Source organism: Streptomyces sp. NPDC004435 (assembly GCF_042873895.1).
In the GTDB taxonomy this organism is placed as follows: domain Bacteria; phylum Actinomycetota; class Actinomycetes; order Streptomycetales; family Streptomycetaceae; genus Streptomyces.
This window is the reverse complement of record NZ_JBIAMB010000013.1, coordinates 211,519-224,910: the sequence shown is the minus strand read 5'-3', so window position 1 is coordinate 224,910 and position 13,392 is coordinate 211,519. Positions and strand designations below refer to the sequence as shown.

Below are 13,392 nucleotides of genomic sequence, written 5' to 3'. Positions count from 1 at the left end.
GGAGGAGCCCCATGACCGCCGCCCCGCTGATCTCCCTCACCTGGACCGACCACGTCACCGGCCGCCGGGGATACCTGGTCGTCGACCGGCTGGTCAGGGGCGTCGCGAGCGGCGGGCTGCGGATGCGGGAGGGGTGCGGCGCGGAGGAGGTCGCCGGGCTCGCCCGCGGGATGACCATGAAGGAGGCGCTGCACTACGACCCGACCGCCCGGTATGTACCGCTGGGCGGCGCCAAGGGCGGCATCGACTGCGATCCGCGCTCCCCCGAGGCGTACGGCGTCCTGGTCCGCTACCTGCGGGCGATGCGGCCGTACGTGGAGCGCCTCTGGACCACCGGGGAGGACCTGGGGCTCACCCAGGAGACGGTGGACCGCGCGATGGCCGAGGCCGGGATCGACTCCTCGGTGCAGGCCGTCTTCCCGCTCCTGGAGAACGAGGCGGCGGCCCGGAAGCGGCTCGCCGACGCCTTCGCCGTCGAGGTCGACGGCATCGGCCTGGACGCGCTGGTCGGCGGGCTCGGCGTCGCCGAGTCGGTGCTGGTCGCCCTGGACCGGGCCGGCCGGGCGTACGAGGGCACCCGGGTCTCCGTGCAGGGCTTCGGCACCATGGGCGCGGCCACCGCCCGCTTCCTCTCCCGGGCCGGTCTCACGGTGGTGGCGGTCGCCGACGTGCGCGGCACGGTGGTGAACCCGGACGGGCTCGACGTGGAGGCGCTGATCACCTCCCGGGACGCGCACGCAGGCGTGGACCGGGCGGCGCTGCGCCCCGGTGACCGGGAGGAGCCCGGCGACGCCTGGCTCGCCGTCGACGCGGAGGTGCTGGTGCCGGCCGCCGTCTCGTACGCGATCGGCGTCGCGGACCAGGAGCGGATCCGCGCCCGCTGGATCGCCGAGGCGGCGAACATGCCGGTGCTCCCGGAGGCGGAGGCCGCCCTCGCCGCGCGCGGGGTGACGGTGCTGCCGGACGTGGTCGTCAACTCCTGCACCAACGCCTGGTGGTGGTGGACGCTCTTCGGTGACGTCGAGGCCGACGCGGACCAGGCGTTCGCCCGGGTACGGGTCGCGATGCGGGCCCTGACCGGTGCCGTGCTCGACCGGGCCGAGGCCGACGGGGTGCTCCCGCGCGCGGCGGCGCACGCCCTGGTGGCGGAGCGGCTTCCGGTGATCGCGGAGCGCTACGGCTGGTACTGACCGGCCCGTCCCGGACGTCGCGGTGATCATGACTCCGGCATGCGCTGTGTAGGCTGCTGAGCGTGGCGAGAGTGCGGTTGAGCGTGGCCGAGCGGCGCGAGGAGCTGCTGCGGGCCGCCGTCGAGCAGATCGAGGCGCGCGGTGCCACCGCCGTCCGGATCGCCGACGTGGCCACCGCCCTCGGCGTCAGCAACGCGCTGGTGCTCTACCACTTCTCGACCAAGGAACAGCTGGTGGCGGCGGCCTTCGCGCATGCGGCGGAGAGCGACCTGGCCCAGCTGCGCCGGATCCTGGGCCGCCGCTCGACGGCGGAGCGGCGGTTGCGCGCCGCCGTCCGCTGGTACGCCCCCACCGGGCAGGCGAAGGGCTGGCGGCTGTGGATCGAGGCGTGGGCGGCCGGGCTGCGCGACCCGGAACTGCGCCGGGTCGCCGCCGCGCTCGACCGGGAGTGGAAGAACGCGCTGACCGCCGTCATCGAGGAGGGGGTCGCCGCCGGCGAGTTCCCCTGTCCCGATCCGAGCGGCGCCGCCTGGCGGCTCACCGCCTACCTGGACGGCCTCGCCGTCCAGACGACGGTCTACTCCGGCGGCCTCTCCCGGACGGCGATGCTCCAGTGGGCGGACGCGGCCCTCGCCCGCGAACTCGGCCTGTCCCCGGCCGAGGCCTGAACCCCGGCCGGGGAACGGCCTGCGGCCGAGGACCGAACCCCGGACGTCCGGACCCGGCGCGCGGACCTGGGCAGGGCCCGACGCCCACCGCCGGACGCACGGCCCGGCGCGCGGCTCAGAGCAGTTCGAAGACGGCCGAGACGGTGACCTGCTCCTCGATCTCGCCGGGGGCCAGCGGCACGCTCGGCTCGTCGGACGGCATCGACGGGAGCGCCCCGTGGCCCGGCCGCAGCGACTCGCCCTCGCTGAGCGAGACCAGTCGGCCGAGCCGGTGGCCGCTGAGCCTGGCGTGCTGGGACGCCTTCTCGTACGCGTCCCGGTAGGCGGCCTCGCGGGCCTTGGCGCGCAGCTCCTTCGGGTCGGCCACGTCGAAGACGACGCCGTTCACCCGGCCGGCGTCCCCGGTGGCGTCGTTGACGGCCCCGATGACCTGGCCCGCCCGGTCGATCCGCCGGACCTTGACGGAGAATGCCTGGCTCGCCTGGTAGCCGCTCACCTTGGACTGGCCGCCGGCCGCCTGGGTGTAGACGGGAGCGAGGGAGAGGCTGTCGGTGCGGATGTCCCGGTCCTCGATGCCCTCCTTGCGGAGGACCGCGAGCAGCGCCTCGGCCGCGGTGGTCTGGGCCGCCATCGCCTCCTTCGCCGTCGCCTTCGCGGCCTCCACTCCCACCGAGAGGATCGCCAGGTCGGGCGCGGCGGTCGCGCTGCCGCTCCCGGTGACGGTGACCGTCGCCGGGGTCTCGGCCCGGACGGCCGCGCGCGGGGCGGACCGCTCCGGGGCCGCGGCCTGCGCGGGGGCGGCGGTGCCCAGCAGGAGCGCTCCGAGGACGAGGCCGCCCGCAGTGGCGGCGAACAGCCGGGCGGCGCGGACGCGGCGGTCCTGGCGGGCGGGCACGGGGCGGTGCGGCACGGGCGGTCCCTTCGACGGTGGGTGCCGGTGGCTCCGGCGGGCACATCCCAGCACCCGGAACCGCCGCCTCCCGGGCGCCACTCCTGACGGCCGCCGCCCTTCACCTCTCCGTACCAGCGCCCCGGGCGCCCGTCCCGGCCGGGCCGTCTCCGGACCCCGGCCCGATCCGGCGACGGACGCCCCGCGCCACGCGGGCACGGCCCCCTCCCCGATGTGCCGGGCCCCCCGCCGACGCCCCGAGCCCGAACCGGCCGCCGCAACCCCGCCCCAGCGCGACAAGCCTCGCAGCGGAAACCCCTGCCCCCGTGCACCGCACCCGCCCCGATGTGCCGGGCCCCCCGCCGACGCCCCAGTCCCCTACCGGCCGCCCCAGCGCCCCGCCCGCAAGAGTGCCCCCACCGCCGCCCCGCCAAGGTTCAGGTCTGGACGAGCGGCTCGTACGCCTCCGTGCCGAGGCCGAAGGTCCAGGCCACGCCCTCGCGGGCGGTCCGGGTGGTGGGCGGCACGCGGAGCCAGTAGGTGCGGTGGCTGCCGTCGGGCTCGGGCGTGGAGTTGACCACCTCGACCATCACGACGTCCTCGTCGTCGTCCAGTTCGATCCGCCACAGCACGCCCGCCTCGTCCCGGCCCTCGGGGCGGGCGCCGGAGTCGTCCAGGTAGCGCTCGTAGCCGTAGAACTCCAGCATCACGCGGCGCAGTTCGGCGTTCTCCTCCTCGCGGATCCGCTCCGGGGCGAGGTCCGTGAGCCCGGCCAGGAAAGCGGAGGTGACCGGCATCCCGCGCCAGGCGTGGAGGGCGAAGCCGTCCCGGTGGGCGAGGGCGGGGCCGTCGCCCCGGTCGAGCCGGCCGGCCTCGTCCCGGTGGAGTTCCACGGGGCGCTCGCAGACGACGGCGACCTTCTCGTATGGCCACCACCAGCCGGCCTGCTCCGCGACCGCCGCGAGCCCGGCGAGCCTGCTCCCCCGTCCGTCGAAGGCGGCGAGCCACGCGGCGTCGTGCTGGCCCAGCACCGCGTCGTACAGGAGCTCGCGGGCGGCCCGCTCGGTGAGGCCGCCCGGCTCCTCCCGCTCCCCGAGCACGTCCAGGATCCCCGCTCTGACCCGCTCGGCGAGCGCCCGCGTCGGGTCCCAGAGCCGGGCGCCGGTGGTCTGCCAGTGCGCCGTCCAGCCGGCCGGTCCCAGCGCGTCGTGCAGCCTGCGCCGCTCCTCCGCCCACGGCAGGGTGCGCACCTCCTCGCGCACCGGGCGGCCCCGGTCGGTGAGGCCGGCGACCAGCTCGACCCCGGCGAGCGGGGAGTCGGTCCAGAGCACCCGCTCCGGCGCGGGGAGCCCGGCGGCTCCGTAGGCCAGCCGGATGCCGGCCTCGACGGCGGTCCGGTCGGCTGGCCCGGTGGCGGCCGCGACCCCCCGCCACTTCTCGTACACGTCTGCGTCGTCCATCGTCCCGTCCCCCGTCTCCGCCACGTCCGCCATGTCGTCCCCCATGTCCTCTTCCCGCATGCCGCTCCGGCCCCGCCCGTCCCGCTCAGTCCGCCACGATCCGGTACGCCCCCGGCACGTACTCCCGCTGGCGCACCACCCGGTACCAGCCCCGGGGCAGGACGATCGGGGCGTGCTCCTCGTGCACCAGCCGGCCGCCCTCGGGCAGTTCGAGCAGGAAGGGGCCGTACGGCCCCGGCTCCCGCACCAGCCGGCCGGGACCCGGCACCGCGTGGGCGTGTCCGGTGACCTCGCCGAAGGCGAGCACGAGCCGTCCCCTGCCGTCCCTCGGCTCGCCCCGCGCCTCCTTCGCCCGGGCGGGCACCGCCCGCTCGTCGACGGGCACGATCAGCACGTCCCCCTGCCGGTACATGGCTCTCCCCTTTCCCGTCCGGAGCCCCTCGCCCGAACACGAGAACGACGCTAGAGGCCGCCACTGACAACGCGTCGGAACCGCCACCCTGCACCCTCCCCTGTCGGTGGGACTTGGTAGAACTCTTGCCGTCAGTCCGTACAGCCGTCCGGCGTCTGGAGCACCGTCATGTCCCTTGCGACCCATCTGGAGGAGTTCCACGGCCTCCCCGTCCTCGACTTCCCGGACGCCGACGCGCGCACGGAGCTGCCCGACGCGGCGGCCGTGGCCTGGCGGGTGTCGACCCCGACGTACTGCGACCCCGGGGACGAGAAGTGGGGCGCCCGCTTCGAGCGCTTCCTGAAGACCGTGGACACCCGCCGGGTGCGCGCGATCGTGGTCGGCGGCTGGGAGGAGGCGTACGAGAACTCCTCGGCCGGCGCCGTCACCGCCCTCCTCGGGGCGAACGACCGGCTGACCGCCCTGGAGGCGGTCTTCCTCGGGGACATGAACTCCGAGGACTGCGAGATCTCCTGGATCATCCAGTCCGACGTCACGCCGCTGCTCGCCGCCTATCCGGCGCTGCGGGAGCTTGGGGTGCGCGGCGGCACCGGCCTCGCCTTCCCCTCGCTGCGCCACACCGGCCTGGAGACCCTGGTCGTGGAGACCGGCGGGCTCGGCGCCGAGGTGGTGCGCGGCATCGCCGGCAGCGACCTGCCCGCCCTGGAGAACCTCGAACTGTGGCTCGGCACGGACGAGTACGGCGGCGACTCCTCCCCCGATGACCTGGCGCCGCTGCTCTCCGGCGAGGCGTTCCCCGCGCTGCGCGGCCTCGGGCTGTGCAACAGCGTCGTCCAGGACCGGGTGGCGGCCGCCGTGGCGAGCGCTCCGGTCGTGGCCCGCCTCGACCGGCTCGGCCTCGGCATGGGAGTGCTCACCGACGAGGGCGCGGCCGCCCTGCTGGACGGGCAGCCGCTGACGCACCTGCGGGAGCTGGACCTGGAGTACCACTACCTCTCGGACGCCATGCGGGAGCGGATCACCGCCGCGCTCGCCCCGCACGGGGTGCGGGTCGTCCTGGACGAGGCGCAGTCCCCGGAGGACGACGGCGACGGGGACGTCTGGCGCTACGTCGCCGTCGCCGAATGACCGCCGGCCCGCGCCTCGTCGTCGTCGGCGACCCCGCGGGGCGGCGCGTCGCGTTCTTCCAGGACGCGCTGCGTGCCGCCGGGCTGCCCGGGGCGCGGGCCGTCGGCTGGCTGGACGTGCTGCGCGGCGGGGCCCGTCTCGCGTCGGGCGAGACCGTCCGGGTCGACTCGCCCGGGGAGGTGCCCGAGGTGGACCGGCTGCTGCGGGGCGTCGAGGACCCGGCCCGGGTCGAGGGAGGACGCCTCTGGTACGAGCGGTTCACCGCGGCCGTCGCGGGGCTCGCCGCCGAGGCCGGGCGGGCCGGTGCCGTGCTGGTGGACGATCCCGCCGAGACGGCGGTCCTCTTCGACAAGCGGCTCACCCACGGGCGGCTCTCCGCCGCCGGGGTGTCCGTCCCCGCCTCGCCGACCTCGGGTCCCGGCGGGGCGCCGGTGCGGGGCTGGGACGATCTGGTGGCGCTGATGGAAGGCTCCGGGCTGCGCCGGGTCTTCGTGAAGCCGGCCCACGGCTCCTCCGCCTCCGGGGTGCTCGCCCTGGAGACGGCGGGCGGGGGCCGGGTGCAGGCCGCGACCTCGGTCGAGCGGGACGCGGCCGGACGGCTGTTCAACTCGCTGCGGGTGCGGCGCTACACGGGCGCGCGGGAGGTCGGCGCGCTGGTCGACGCGCTCGCCCCGGACGGGCTGCACGTGGAGCGCTGGCTGCCGAAGGCGACGCAGGGCGGCCGGGCGGCCGACCTGCGGGTGGTCGTCACCGGCGGGCGCGCCACCCACGCGGTGGTCCGCACCAGCCGCTCCCCGCTGACCAATCTGCACCTCGGTGGCGCGCGCGGCGACCTGGCCGCGGCCCGGGCCGCGATCGCCGCCGCCGGCGGCCGCTGGGAGGAGGCCCTCGCGGTGTGCGAGCGGGCTGCGGCCGCCTTCCCCGGCACCCGGTGCGTCGGCGTGGACCTGCTGCCCGGCGCCGGCTGGCGCCGCTTCGCGGTCGGCGAGGTGAACGCCTTCGGGGACCTGCTGCCCGGCCTCACCGGCCTCCCGGGCGGTGAGGCGGAGGGCCTGGACACCTACGGCGCCCAGGTCGCCGACCTGCTGCGCGCCTTCTCCGCACCGGGCGGCGCCGCGCCCCGTACACCCGGCACCACAGGAACGAGCACCACGTGAACCAGCCCCACCCCACGAGCCGACCCGAGCCCGTGGACCAGCCCCACCCCACGAACGAACCCGCCGCCGCGAACCAGCACCACCCCACCTGCGGACCCTCAGCCGCGAACCGACCCCACCCCGTGCCCCGGCCCGTGGCCCATCCCGACATGAACCAGGTCGTCGGCAGCCACGACCTGCTCCTGGTCACTCTGGACACCCTCCGGTACGACGTGGCCGCCGAGCTGGCCGCCGCCGGCCGCATCCCGAACCTGGCCCGCCACCTCCCGGACGGCCGCTGGGAGCCCCGGCACGCCCCCGGCAGCTTCACCTACGCCTCCCACCAGGCGATCTTCGCCGGGTTCCTGCCGACCCCGGCCGCGCCGGGACCGCACCCCAGGCTCTTCGCCGCCCGGTTCGCGGGCAGCGAGACCACCGCGGACGGCACCTATGTGTACGACGCCCCCGACCTGGTCTCGGCGCTCGCCGCCGACGGCTACCGGACGGTGTGCGTGGGCGGGGTCGGCTTCTTCAACGGGCAGCCGCCGCTCGGCTCGGTGCTGCCGGGGTTCTTCCAGGAGAGCCACTGGGAGCCGTCCTTCGGGGTGGCCTCACCGACCTCGTTCGAGGCGCAGGTGACACGGGCCGAGGAGGTGGTGGCGGCGCTCCCGGCGGACCGCCGGCTCTTCCTCTTCGTGAACGTGTCCGCGCTGCACCAGCCCAACTGGTTCCACACCCCGGGCGCGAGCCGCGAGGCCGGCGACACCCGGGCCACCCACGCGGCGGCGCTGGAGTACGTCGACCGGCACATCGGGCGCCTCTTCGCGGCGATGAGCAGCCGCCGCCGCTGCTTCGCGATCGTCTGCTCGGACCACGGCACGGCCTACGGCGACGACGGGTTCACGGGCCACCGGCTCGGCCACGAGGTGGTGTGGACGGTGCCGTACGCGCAGTTCACGCTGGCCGGCCCGGACGAGGGGGCCGCCGCGTGACCGGGACCCCGCTCCCCCGCCCGTACCGCTCGTACGTGTACGCCTACCCGCACAAGACGGCGTACCGGCCGCTGCCCGAGCGGCCGGAGCTGGCCGCGCTCTGGGCGGGCGAGCCGAAGGACGCGCTCTCGCTCTACGCGCACATCCCCTTCTGCGAGGTCCGCTGCGGCTTCTGCAACCTCTTCACCCGGATCGGCGCGCCCGGCGAGCTGACCACCCGCTACCTCGACGCGCTCGACCGGCAGGCCGTGGTCGTGCGGGAGGCGCTGGAGGGCGCGGAGCAGGTGCGGTTCGCGACGGCGGCGTTCGGCGGCGGCACCCCCACCTTCCTGACCGCCGCCGAGCTGGAGCGGCTCTGCGACATCGCCGAGCACCGCATGGGCGCGGACCTGCGTGCGGTGCCACTCTCGGTGGAGACCTCGCCGGCCACCGCCACCGCCGACCGGCTCGCGGTCCTCGCCGAGCGCGGCGCGACCCGGCTCAGCATCGGGGTGCAGAGCTTCGTGGACGCCGAGGCGCGGGCGGCGGTCCGGCCGCAGCGGCGCGCCGACGTGGAGGCGGCGCTCGGCCGGATCCGGGACGCCGGCGTGCAGGTGCTCAACATCGACCTCATCTACGGCATCGACGGGCAGACCCCGGAGTCCTGGCGGTACTCGCTGGACGCGGCGCTCGCCTGGCGCCCCGAGGAGCTGTACCTGTACCCGCTGTACGTGCGGCCGCTCACCGGGCTCGGCCGCTCGGCCCCGGCGGAGTCGGACGAGGAGTGGGACGCGCGGCGGCTGCGGCTCTACCGGCAGGGGCGCGACCACCTCCTCGGGCAGGGCTACGAGCAGGTGTCGATGCGGATGTTCCGGCGGGCGGACGCGGGCCCGTCGGGCCCGGAGGACCACGCCTGCCAGACGGACGGGATGATCGGCCTCGGCTGCGGCGCCCGCTCGTACACCTCGGCGCTGCACTACTCCTTCGACTACGCGGTGGACATGCGGGAGATCCGCTCGATCATCGACGCGTACACGGAGACCGGGGACTTCTCGCGGGCCCAGGTGGGCCGGTGGGTGGACGGGGCGGAGGCGCGCCGCCGCCACCTCCTCCAGTCGCTGCTCCAGGCGGAGGGCATGGAGCTCGCCGGGTACGAGGAGCGGTTCGGGTCGGGGGCGTACGAGGACTTCGGGCCGGAGCTGGAGCGGTTCGCCGGGTACGGCTGGCTCGACGGGTCGGCGCCGGACGGGCTGCTGCGGCTGTCGGCGGAGGGGCTCGCGCACTCGGACGGGCTCGGCCCGGAGCTCTTCTCCCCCGGCGTACGGGCGGCGATGGCCGCGTACGAGCCGAAGTAGGCGGTGGACGTGGACCTGACGCTGCTGTACCGGGGGCCGCTGGCCTCCTGCGACTACGACTGCCCGTACTGCCCGTTCGCCAAGCGGCGGGACAGCCCGGAGACGCTGCGCGCGGACCGGGCGGCGCTGGAGCGCTTCACCGGCTGGGCCGCCGGGCAGAGCGGGGACCGGCTGCGGATCCTGTTCACGCCGTGGGGCGAGGGCCTGGTCCGCTCCTGGTACCGGCGGGCGCTGGTGGAGCTGTCGCGGCTGCCGCACGTGGAGCGGGTGGCGATCCAGACCAACCTGAGCTGCCGGACCGCGTGGCTCGACGAGGCCGATCTCGGCTCGCTGGCCCTGTGGTGCACGTACCACCCGGGGCAGACCCCGTACGACCGCTTCCTCGGCAAGGCGCTCGACCTGGCTGCCCGGGGCGTCCGGTTCAGTGTGGGTGTCGTGGGCCTGCCCGAGCACCGCGCGGAGGCGGTGCGGCTGCGGGCGGCGCTGCCGGAGCACGTCTACCTGTGGGTGAACGCGGCGGAGGGGCACACGTACACGGACGCGGAGGCGGCGGCGTGGACGGAGATCGATCCGCTCTTCGGCTACAGCCGGCACCCGCACCGCTCGGCGGGGCTGCCCTGCCGGACCGGCGAGTCGGTGGTGTCGGTGGACGGCGCGGGGACGGTGCGGCGCTGCCACTTCGTCAGGGCCGAGCTGGGCAACCTGTACGACGGCTCGTACCGTGCCGCGCTGCGGCCCCGCGCCTGTCCCCTCGCCGTCTGCGACTGCCACATCGGCTACGTCCACCTGGAGACGCTGCCGCTGTACGACGTGTTCGCCGGCGGGGTCCTGGAGCGGATCCCCGCCGGCCGTCCGGGAGCTACAGGGGCATGAGGTCGGGGCGCTTGGCCTCGACGTGGTCGCCGGAGCTCTCGCCGCGCAGCCGCCGTCCGATCCACGGCACCAGGTACTCGCGCGCCCAGTGGATGTCGTCCCGGCGGACCTCCAGCGGGCCCCGGGCGGGCAGCGGGGGCCACGCCTGGTCGGGGTCGGCCGGGACCGGCAGGCCGAGGACCTGGGCGGCGCGCAGCGCGACCCTGGTGTGCCCCTCGGGCGAGAGGTGCAGCCGGTCGTCGTCCCAGGCGCGCCGGTCCTGGACGGAGCGGAGCGACCACAGGTCGAGGACCGGGCAGTCGTAGCGGTCGGCGATGGCGCGGACGTGGGCCGTGTACGTGGCGATCTTGCCGCGCAGGTGCTTGAGGACGGGCACGTCACGGGTGTCGAAGCCGGTGGTGACCATCACGGTGCCGACGGCGGAGGTGAGGTCCCGGACGGCCCGCTCGAAGCGCTCCGCGACGTCGTCGGGGTCGGTGCCGGGCCGGATGATGTCGTTGCCGCCCGCGCAGAAGGTCACCAGGTCGGGGGCGAGCTCCTTCGCCCGGGGGACCTGCTCGGCCACGATCTGGTCGAGGAGGCGTCCGCGGACGGCCAGGTTGGCGTAGCGGAAGTCCTCGTGGTCCGGCAGCTGGTCGGCGAGGAGCACCGCGAAGCGGTCGGCCCAGCCGACGTAGCCGCCGTCGGGTCCGGGGTCGCCGACGCCCTCCGTGAAGCTGTCACCGATCGCCGCGTACGACCCGAATGACCCGAACGCGTTCTTGTCTGTTTCTCTCGAATCGTCTGCCACGGCAGCACATCCTTCCGGTTCGGATGTGACCTACGCGACCGTAAGGAGGGGTTGACGGCGGGTGATATATGCCACCGATAAAGAATTTGCCAAGCCGGAATAGGGCGAAGGCCCGGCACCGAGAGGTGCCGGGCCTTCGTGTGGCCGTGGAGCCGGACGGGTCAGATCGACACGCCGTGCTGGCGCAGGTAGGCCAGCGGGTCGATGTCCGCGCCGTAGCTCGGCGAGGTGCGGATCTCGAAGTGCAGGTGCGGGCCGGTGGAGTTGCCGGTGGAGCCGGAGAGGCCGATCTGCTGGCCGCCGCTCACCGACTGGCCGGAGGAGACGGAGAGGGAGGAGAGGTGGGCGTACTGCGAGTAGTTGCCGTCGGCGTGCTGGATGACGACCTCGTTGCCGTAGGCGCCGCTCCAGCCGGCGGAGACGACCGTGCCGGCGCCGACGGCGCGGACGGTGGTGCCGGAGGAGGCGATGAAGTCGGCACCGGTGTGGTAGCCGGAGGACCACATGGAGCCGGAGGCGCGGTACGGGGTGGAGACGCCGCCGGAGACCGGGGCGACCCAGCCGGAGGAGGCGGCCGGCTCGGCGGCGGCCGGGGCGGCGGCGCGCTCGGCGGAGCGCGAGGCGCGGGTCTGCTCGCCGGCGGCGGCCTTCGGGGCGGCCTTGCGCTCGGCCTTCGGGGCGGCCTCGGCGGCCTTCGGGGCGACCTTGGCGGCGGCGGGCTTCGGGGCGGCGGCCTTGGCGGTGTTCTTGGCACCGAGGGTGAGCTTCATGCCCGGGAGGATGAGCGAGGGGTTCTCGCCGACGACCTGGCGGTTGTCGGAGTAGAGCTTCTGCCAGCCGCCGGCCACGTTCTGCTCGGCGGCGATCTTGGACAGGTAGTCGCCGGCGACGACGGAGTACGTCTTCGGGGCGGCAGCCTTGGCCGCAGGGGCGGCCTGGACGTGGGCGGCGGCGCTCACGACGCCGGCGGAGACGGCGGCCGGGGCGGCCTGCTCGGCGGCGTGGGCTCCGGTGGCGCCGATCAGCGGCAGGGCGACGACGGCGCCGCCGGTGCCGGCGGCCACGAGGCCACGGGTGAGGAAGGTGGACTTCTGGCGGCGGTGCTTACCGTTCGCGGGCATGGCGAATTCCTCTCCGGCGCCTGCGAGGTGAGCTGTCGGGTTCGGACTGGAGATGTCCGGCCGCGTGTGTCACGCGGCTTCACCCCGAGCCGTCCTGCGTCGCGGGACCGGCGTACTTCCTTGGGTCCCCCGCTCCTGCCACGCGATGGGATGGGGTCGAATTCCGGACGGTGGCAGGATTCGGCGGTCCGACCGGATTGACGGCGACGCTAGACGAGCGGGGTCGGCGCGAACAAGCCGCCGTATTCGACGGGCATTCCGGGGCGATCTTCGGGCCCGGAATTCCGGTCACCCTCCGTCGATGACGGTCCCTCGATTCCCTTTTCAGGGCGGGTGATTGGCGCGGGCCGTCGGCCACGATCCGTCACCTTTATGACGCTGCTCACGCGCGGAATTCCATCTCCCCCTCAACCAGGGCGCGTTACCCCAAGGCATTTCAATACGGACAGATCGCCCATTACCGACCAGGGGGGTGCGCCGCGACCCGCGCCCCTGGATGATTGCGGGGGGAACCGATCTCGTCCGGTCCCGTGAACACCTCACCCCCAGGAGCATCCGTGACGCAGCAGTTGCCGCAGGTCCAGCCCCTCGAACCCGGCGAGCCCGAGCTCGCGGAGGTCCGCAACTTCCGGGACGTGGGCGGCCTGCCGACGACGGACGGGCGCGCCGTCCGCCCCGGCGCCCTCTTCCGCAGCGGCCACCTGGCCGACGCCACCGAGTCCGACGCGGCCTTCCTCGACGGCCTCGGCCTGCACACGATCTTCGACTTCCGCAACGAGGCCGACGCGAAGGTGGAGGGGCCGGACGTCGAGCTCCCGGGCGTACGGAACGTGAACATACCCCTGAGCGACCCGGCCGACGGCAAGGAGTTCTGGCGGATGGTCCGCGAGGGCGACCTCGACACGCTGCGGGGCCTGCTGGGCGACGGCAAGGCCGCGGAGCGGATGACGGTCTCGTACCGCCGGATGATCGTGGAGCGGACCGCCGAGCACAGCCGGGTCCTGCACTCCCTCGCCGAGGACTCCGTCCCGGCCCTGATGCACTGCGCGGCCGGCAAGGACCGCGCCGGGCTCTCGATCGCCATCACCCTGCTCGCCCTGGGCGTGGAGCGCGAGGCGATCGAGGCCGACTACGTGAAGTCGGACGCCCCGCACCGCCGCTACAAGGTGCGCCGCAGCTCCACCGCCCGGGACGCGATGGCGCCCGAGGTGATGGAGCTGCTCAGCCCGCTCTTCGACGCGCGGGTGGAGTACCTGCGGGCCGCGTTCGAGACGATCGACGCGACCTGGGGCTCGGTGGACACCTACCTCGCGGACGGCCTGAAGCTGGCGCCCGAGACCCGCGAGCGGCTGCGGGAGCGGTTCCTCACGGAGGCGTGAGGAAGCCGCCGTCCCGGGAT

Annotated in this window: 13 protein-coding genes and 1 riboswitch; of the genes, 8 read left to right on the top strand and 5 right to left on the bottom strand. The window is 75.1% G+C overall.

The features are described from left to right. Window positions 1-11 precede the first annotated feature (11 nt). Both ACFYT9_RS24350 and ACFYT9_RS24345 read left to right on the top strand, forming a co-directional pair. A complete protein-coding gene (locus tag ACFYT9_RS24350; protein WP_389167120.1) occupies window positions 12-1,190 on the top strand; it encodes a Glu/Leu/Phe/Val dehydrogenase dimerization domain-containing protein in 1,179 nt (392 codons plus the stop codon). A 62-nt stretch (window positions 1,191-1,252) separates the two neighbouring features. After that, a complete protein-coding gene (locus ACFYT9_RS24345) occupies window positions 1,253-1,858 on the top strand; it encodes a TetR/AcrR family transcriptional regulator (RefSeq protein ID WP_389167117.1) in 606 nt (201 codons plus the stop codon). Window positions 1,859-1,973: 115 nt separating this feature from the next. On the opposite strand, the gene ACFYT9_RS24340 is transcribed toward ACFYT9_RS24345, so the two are convergent. The 3 genes from ACFYT9_RS24340 to ACFYT9_RS24330 form a co-directional block, all read right to left on the bottom strand. After that, window positions 1,974-2,768, bottom strand: a complete 795-nt coding sequence (locus ACFYT9_RS24340) for an SIMPL domain-containing protein (protein ID WP_387277974.1) — start codon at window positions 2,766-2,768, stop codon at window positions 1,974-1,976. Window positions 2,769-3,184: 416 nt separating this feature from the next. Next, window positions 3,185-4,207, bottom strand: a complete 1,023-nt coding sequence (locus ACFYT9_RS24335; protein WP_389167206.1) for a DUF6745 domain-containing protein — start codon at window positions 4,205-4,207, stop codon at window positions 3,185-3,187. A gap of 85 nt (window positions 4,208-4,292) precedes the next feature. Further along, entirely contained in the window at window positions 4,293-4,619 is a 327-nt protein-coding gene (locus tag ACFYT9_RS24330; protein ID WP_376595907.1) for a hypothetical protein, read from the bottom strand. A gap of 168 nt (window positions 4,620-4,787) precedes the next feature. Between ACFYT9_RS24330 and ACFYT9_RS24325 the strand changes: the two genes are divergently transcribed. The 5 genes from ACFYT9_RS24325 to ACFYT9_RS24305 all read left to right on the top strand — a co-directional run bounded on the left by ACFYT9_RS24325 (window position 4,788) and on the right by ACFYT9_RS24305 (window position 10,082). Then, window positions 4,788-5,747: an STM4015 family protein gene (locus ACFYT9_RS24325; protein WP_389167114.1), complete on the top strand. Its 960-nt coding sequence runs from the start codon at window positions 4,788-4,790 to the stop codon at window positions 5,745-5,747. Beyond that, the gene (locus tag ACFYT9_RS24320; RefSeq protein ID WP_389167111.1) at window positions 5,744-6,904 is read left to right on the top strand and encodes an STM4014 family protein; all 1,161 of its coding nucleotides are present in this window, start codon (window positions 5,744-5,746) and stop codon (window positions 6,902-6,904) included. Before ACFYT9_RS24325 ends, ACFYT9_RS24320 begins: the two co-directional genes overlap by 4 nt. Before the next feature lie 149 nt (window positions 6,905-7,053). Further along, entirely contained in the window at window positions 7,054-7,875 is an 822-nt protein-coding gene (locus ACFYT9_RS24315) for an STM4013/SEN3800 family hydrolase (RefSeq protein WP_389167109.1), read from the top strand. Continuing rightward, the gene (locus tag ACFYT9_RS24310) at window positions 7,872-9,209 is read left to right on the top strand and encodes an STM4012 family radical SAM protein (RefSeq protein ID WP_389167106.1); all 1,338 of its coding nucleotides are present in this window, start codon (window positions 7,872-7,874) and stop codon (window positions 9,207-9,209) included. Before ACFYT9_RS24315 ends, ACFYT9_RS24310 begins: the two co-directional genes overlap by 4 nt. 9 nt (window positions 9,210-9,218) lie before the next feature. Beyond that, the gene (locus ACFYT9_RS24305; protein WP_389167104.1) at window positions 9,219-10,082 is read left to right on the top strand and encodes an STM4011 family radical SAM protein; all 864 of its coding nucleotides are present in this window, start codon (window positions 9,219-9,221) and stop codon (window positions 10,080-10,082) included. On the opposite strand, the gene ACFYT9_RS24300 is transcribed toward ACFYT9_RS24305, so the two are convergent. Together ACFYT9_RS24300 and ACFYT9_RS24295 are read right to left on the bottom strand one after the other, a co-directional pair. Then, the gene (locus ACFYT9_RS24300) at window positions 10,069-10,872 is read right to left on the bottom strand and encodes an SGNH/GDSL hydrolase family protein (protein WP_376595902.1); all 804 of its coding nucleotides are present in this window, start codon (window positions 10,870-10,872) and stop codon (window positions 10,069-10,071) included. The genes ACFYT9_RS24305 and ACFYT9_RS24300 overlap by 14 nt on opposite strands. Before the next feature lie 161 nt (window positions 10,873-11,033). After that, the gene (locus ACFYT9_RS24295; RefSeq protein WP_389167101.1) at window positions 11,034-11,993 is read right to left on the bottom strand and encodes a peptidoglycan DD-metalloendopeptidase family protein; all 960 of its coding nucleotides are present in this window, start codon (window positions 11,991-11,993) and stop codon (window positions 11,034-11,036) included. Window positions 11,994-11,997: 4 nt separating this feature from the next. After that, window positions 11,998-12,161, bottom strand: a riboswitch (cyclic di-AMP (ydaO/yuaA leader). 389 nt (window positions 12,162-12,550) lie between these two features. On the opposite strand from ACFYT9_RS24295, the gene ACFYT9_RS24290 reads away from it, so the two are divergent. Further along, window positions 12,551-13,372, top strand: a complete 822-nt coding sequence (locus tag ACFYT9_RS24290; protein WP_376605729.1) for a tyrosine-protein phosphatase — start codon at window positions 12,551-12,553, stop codon at window positions 13,370-13,372. Window positions 13,373-13,392: the final 20 nt, after the last annotated feature.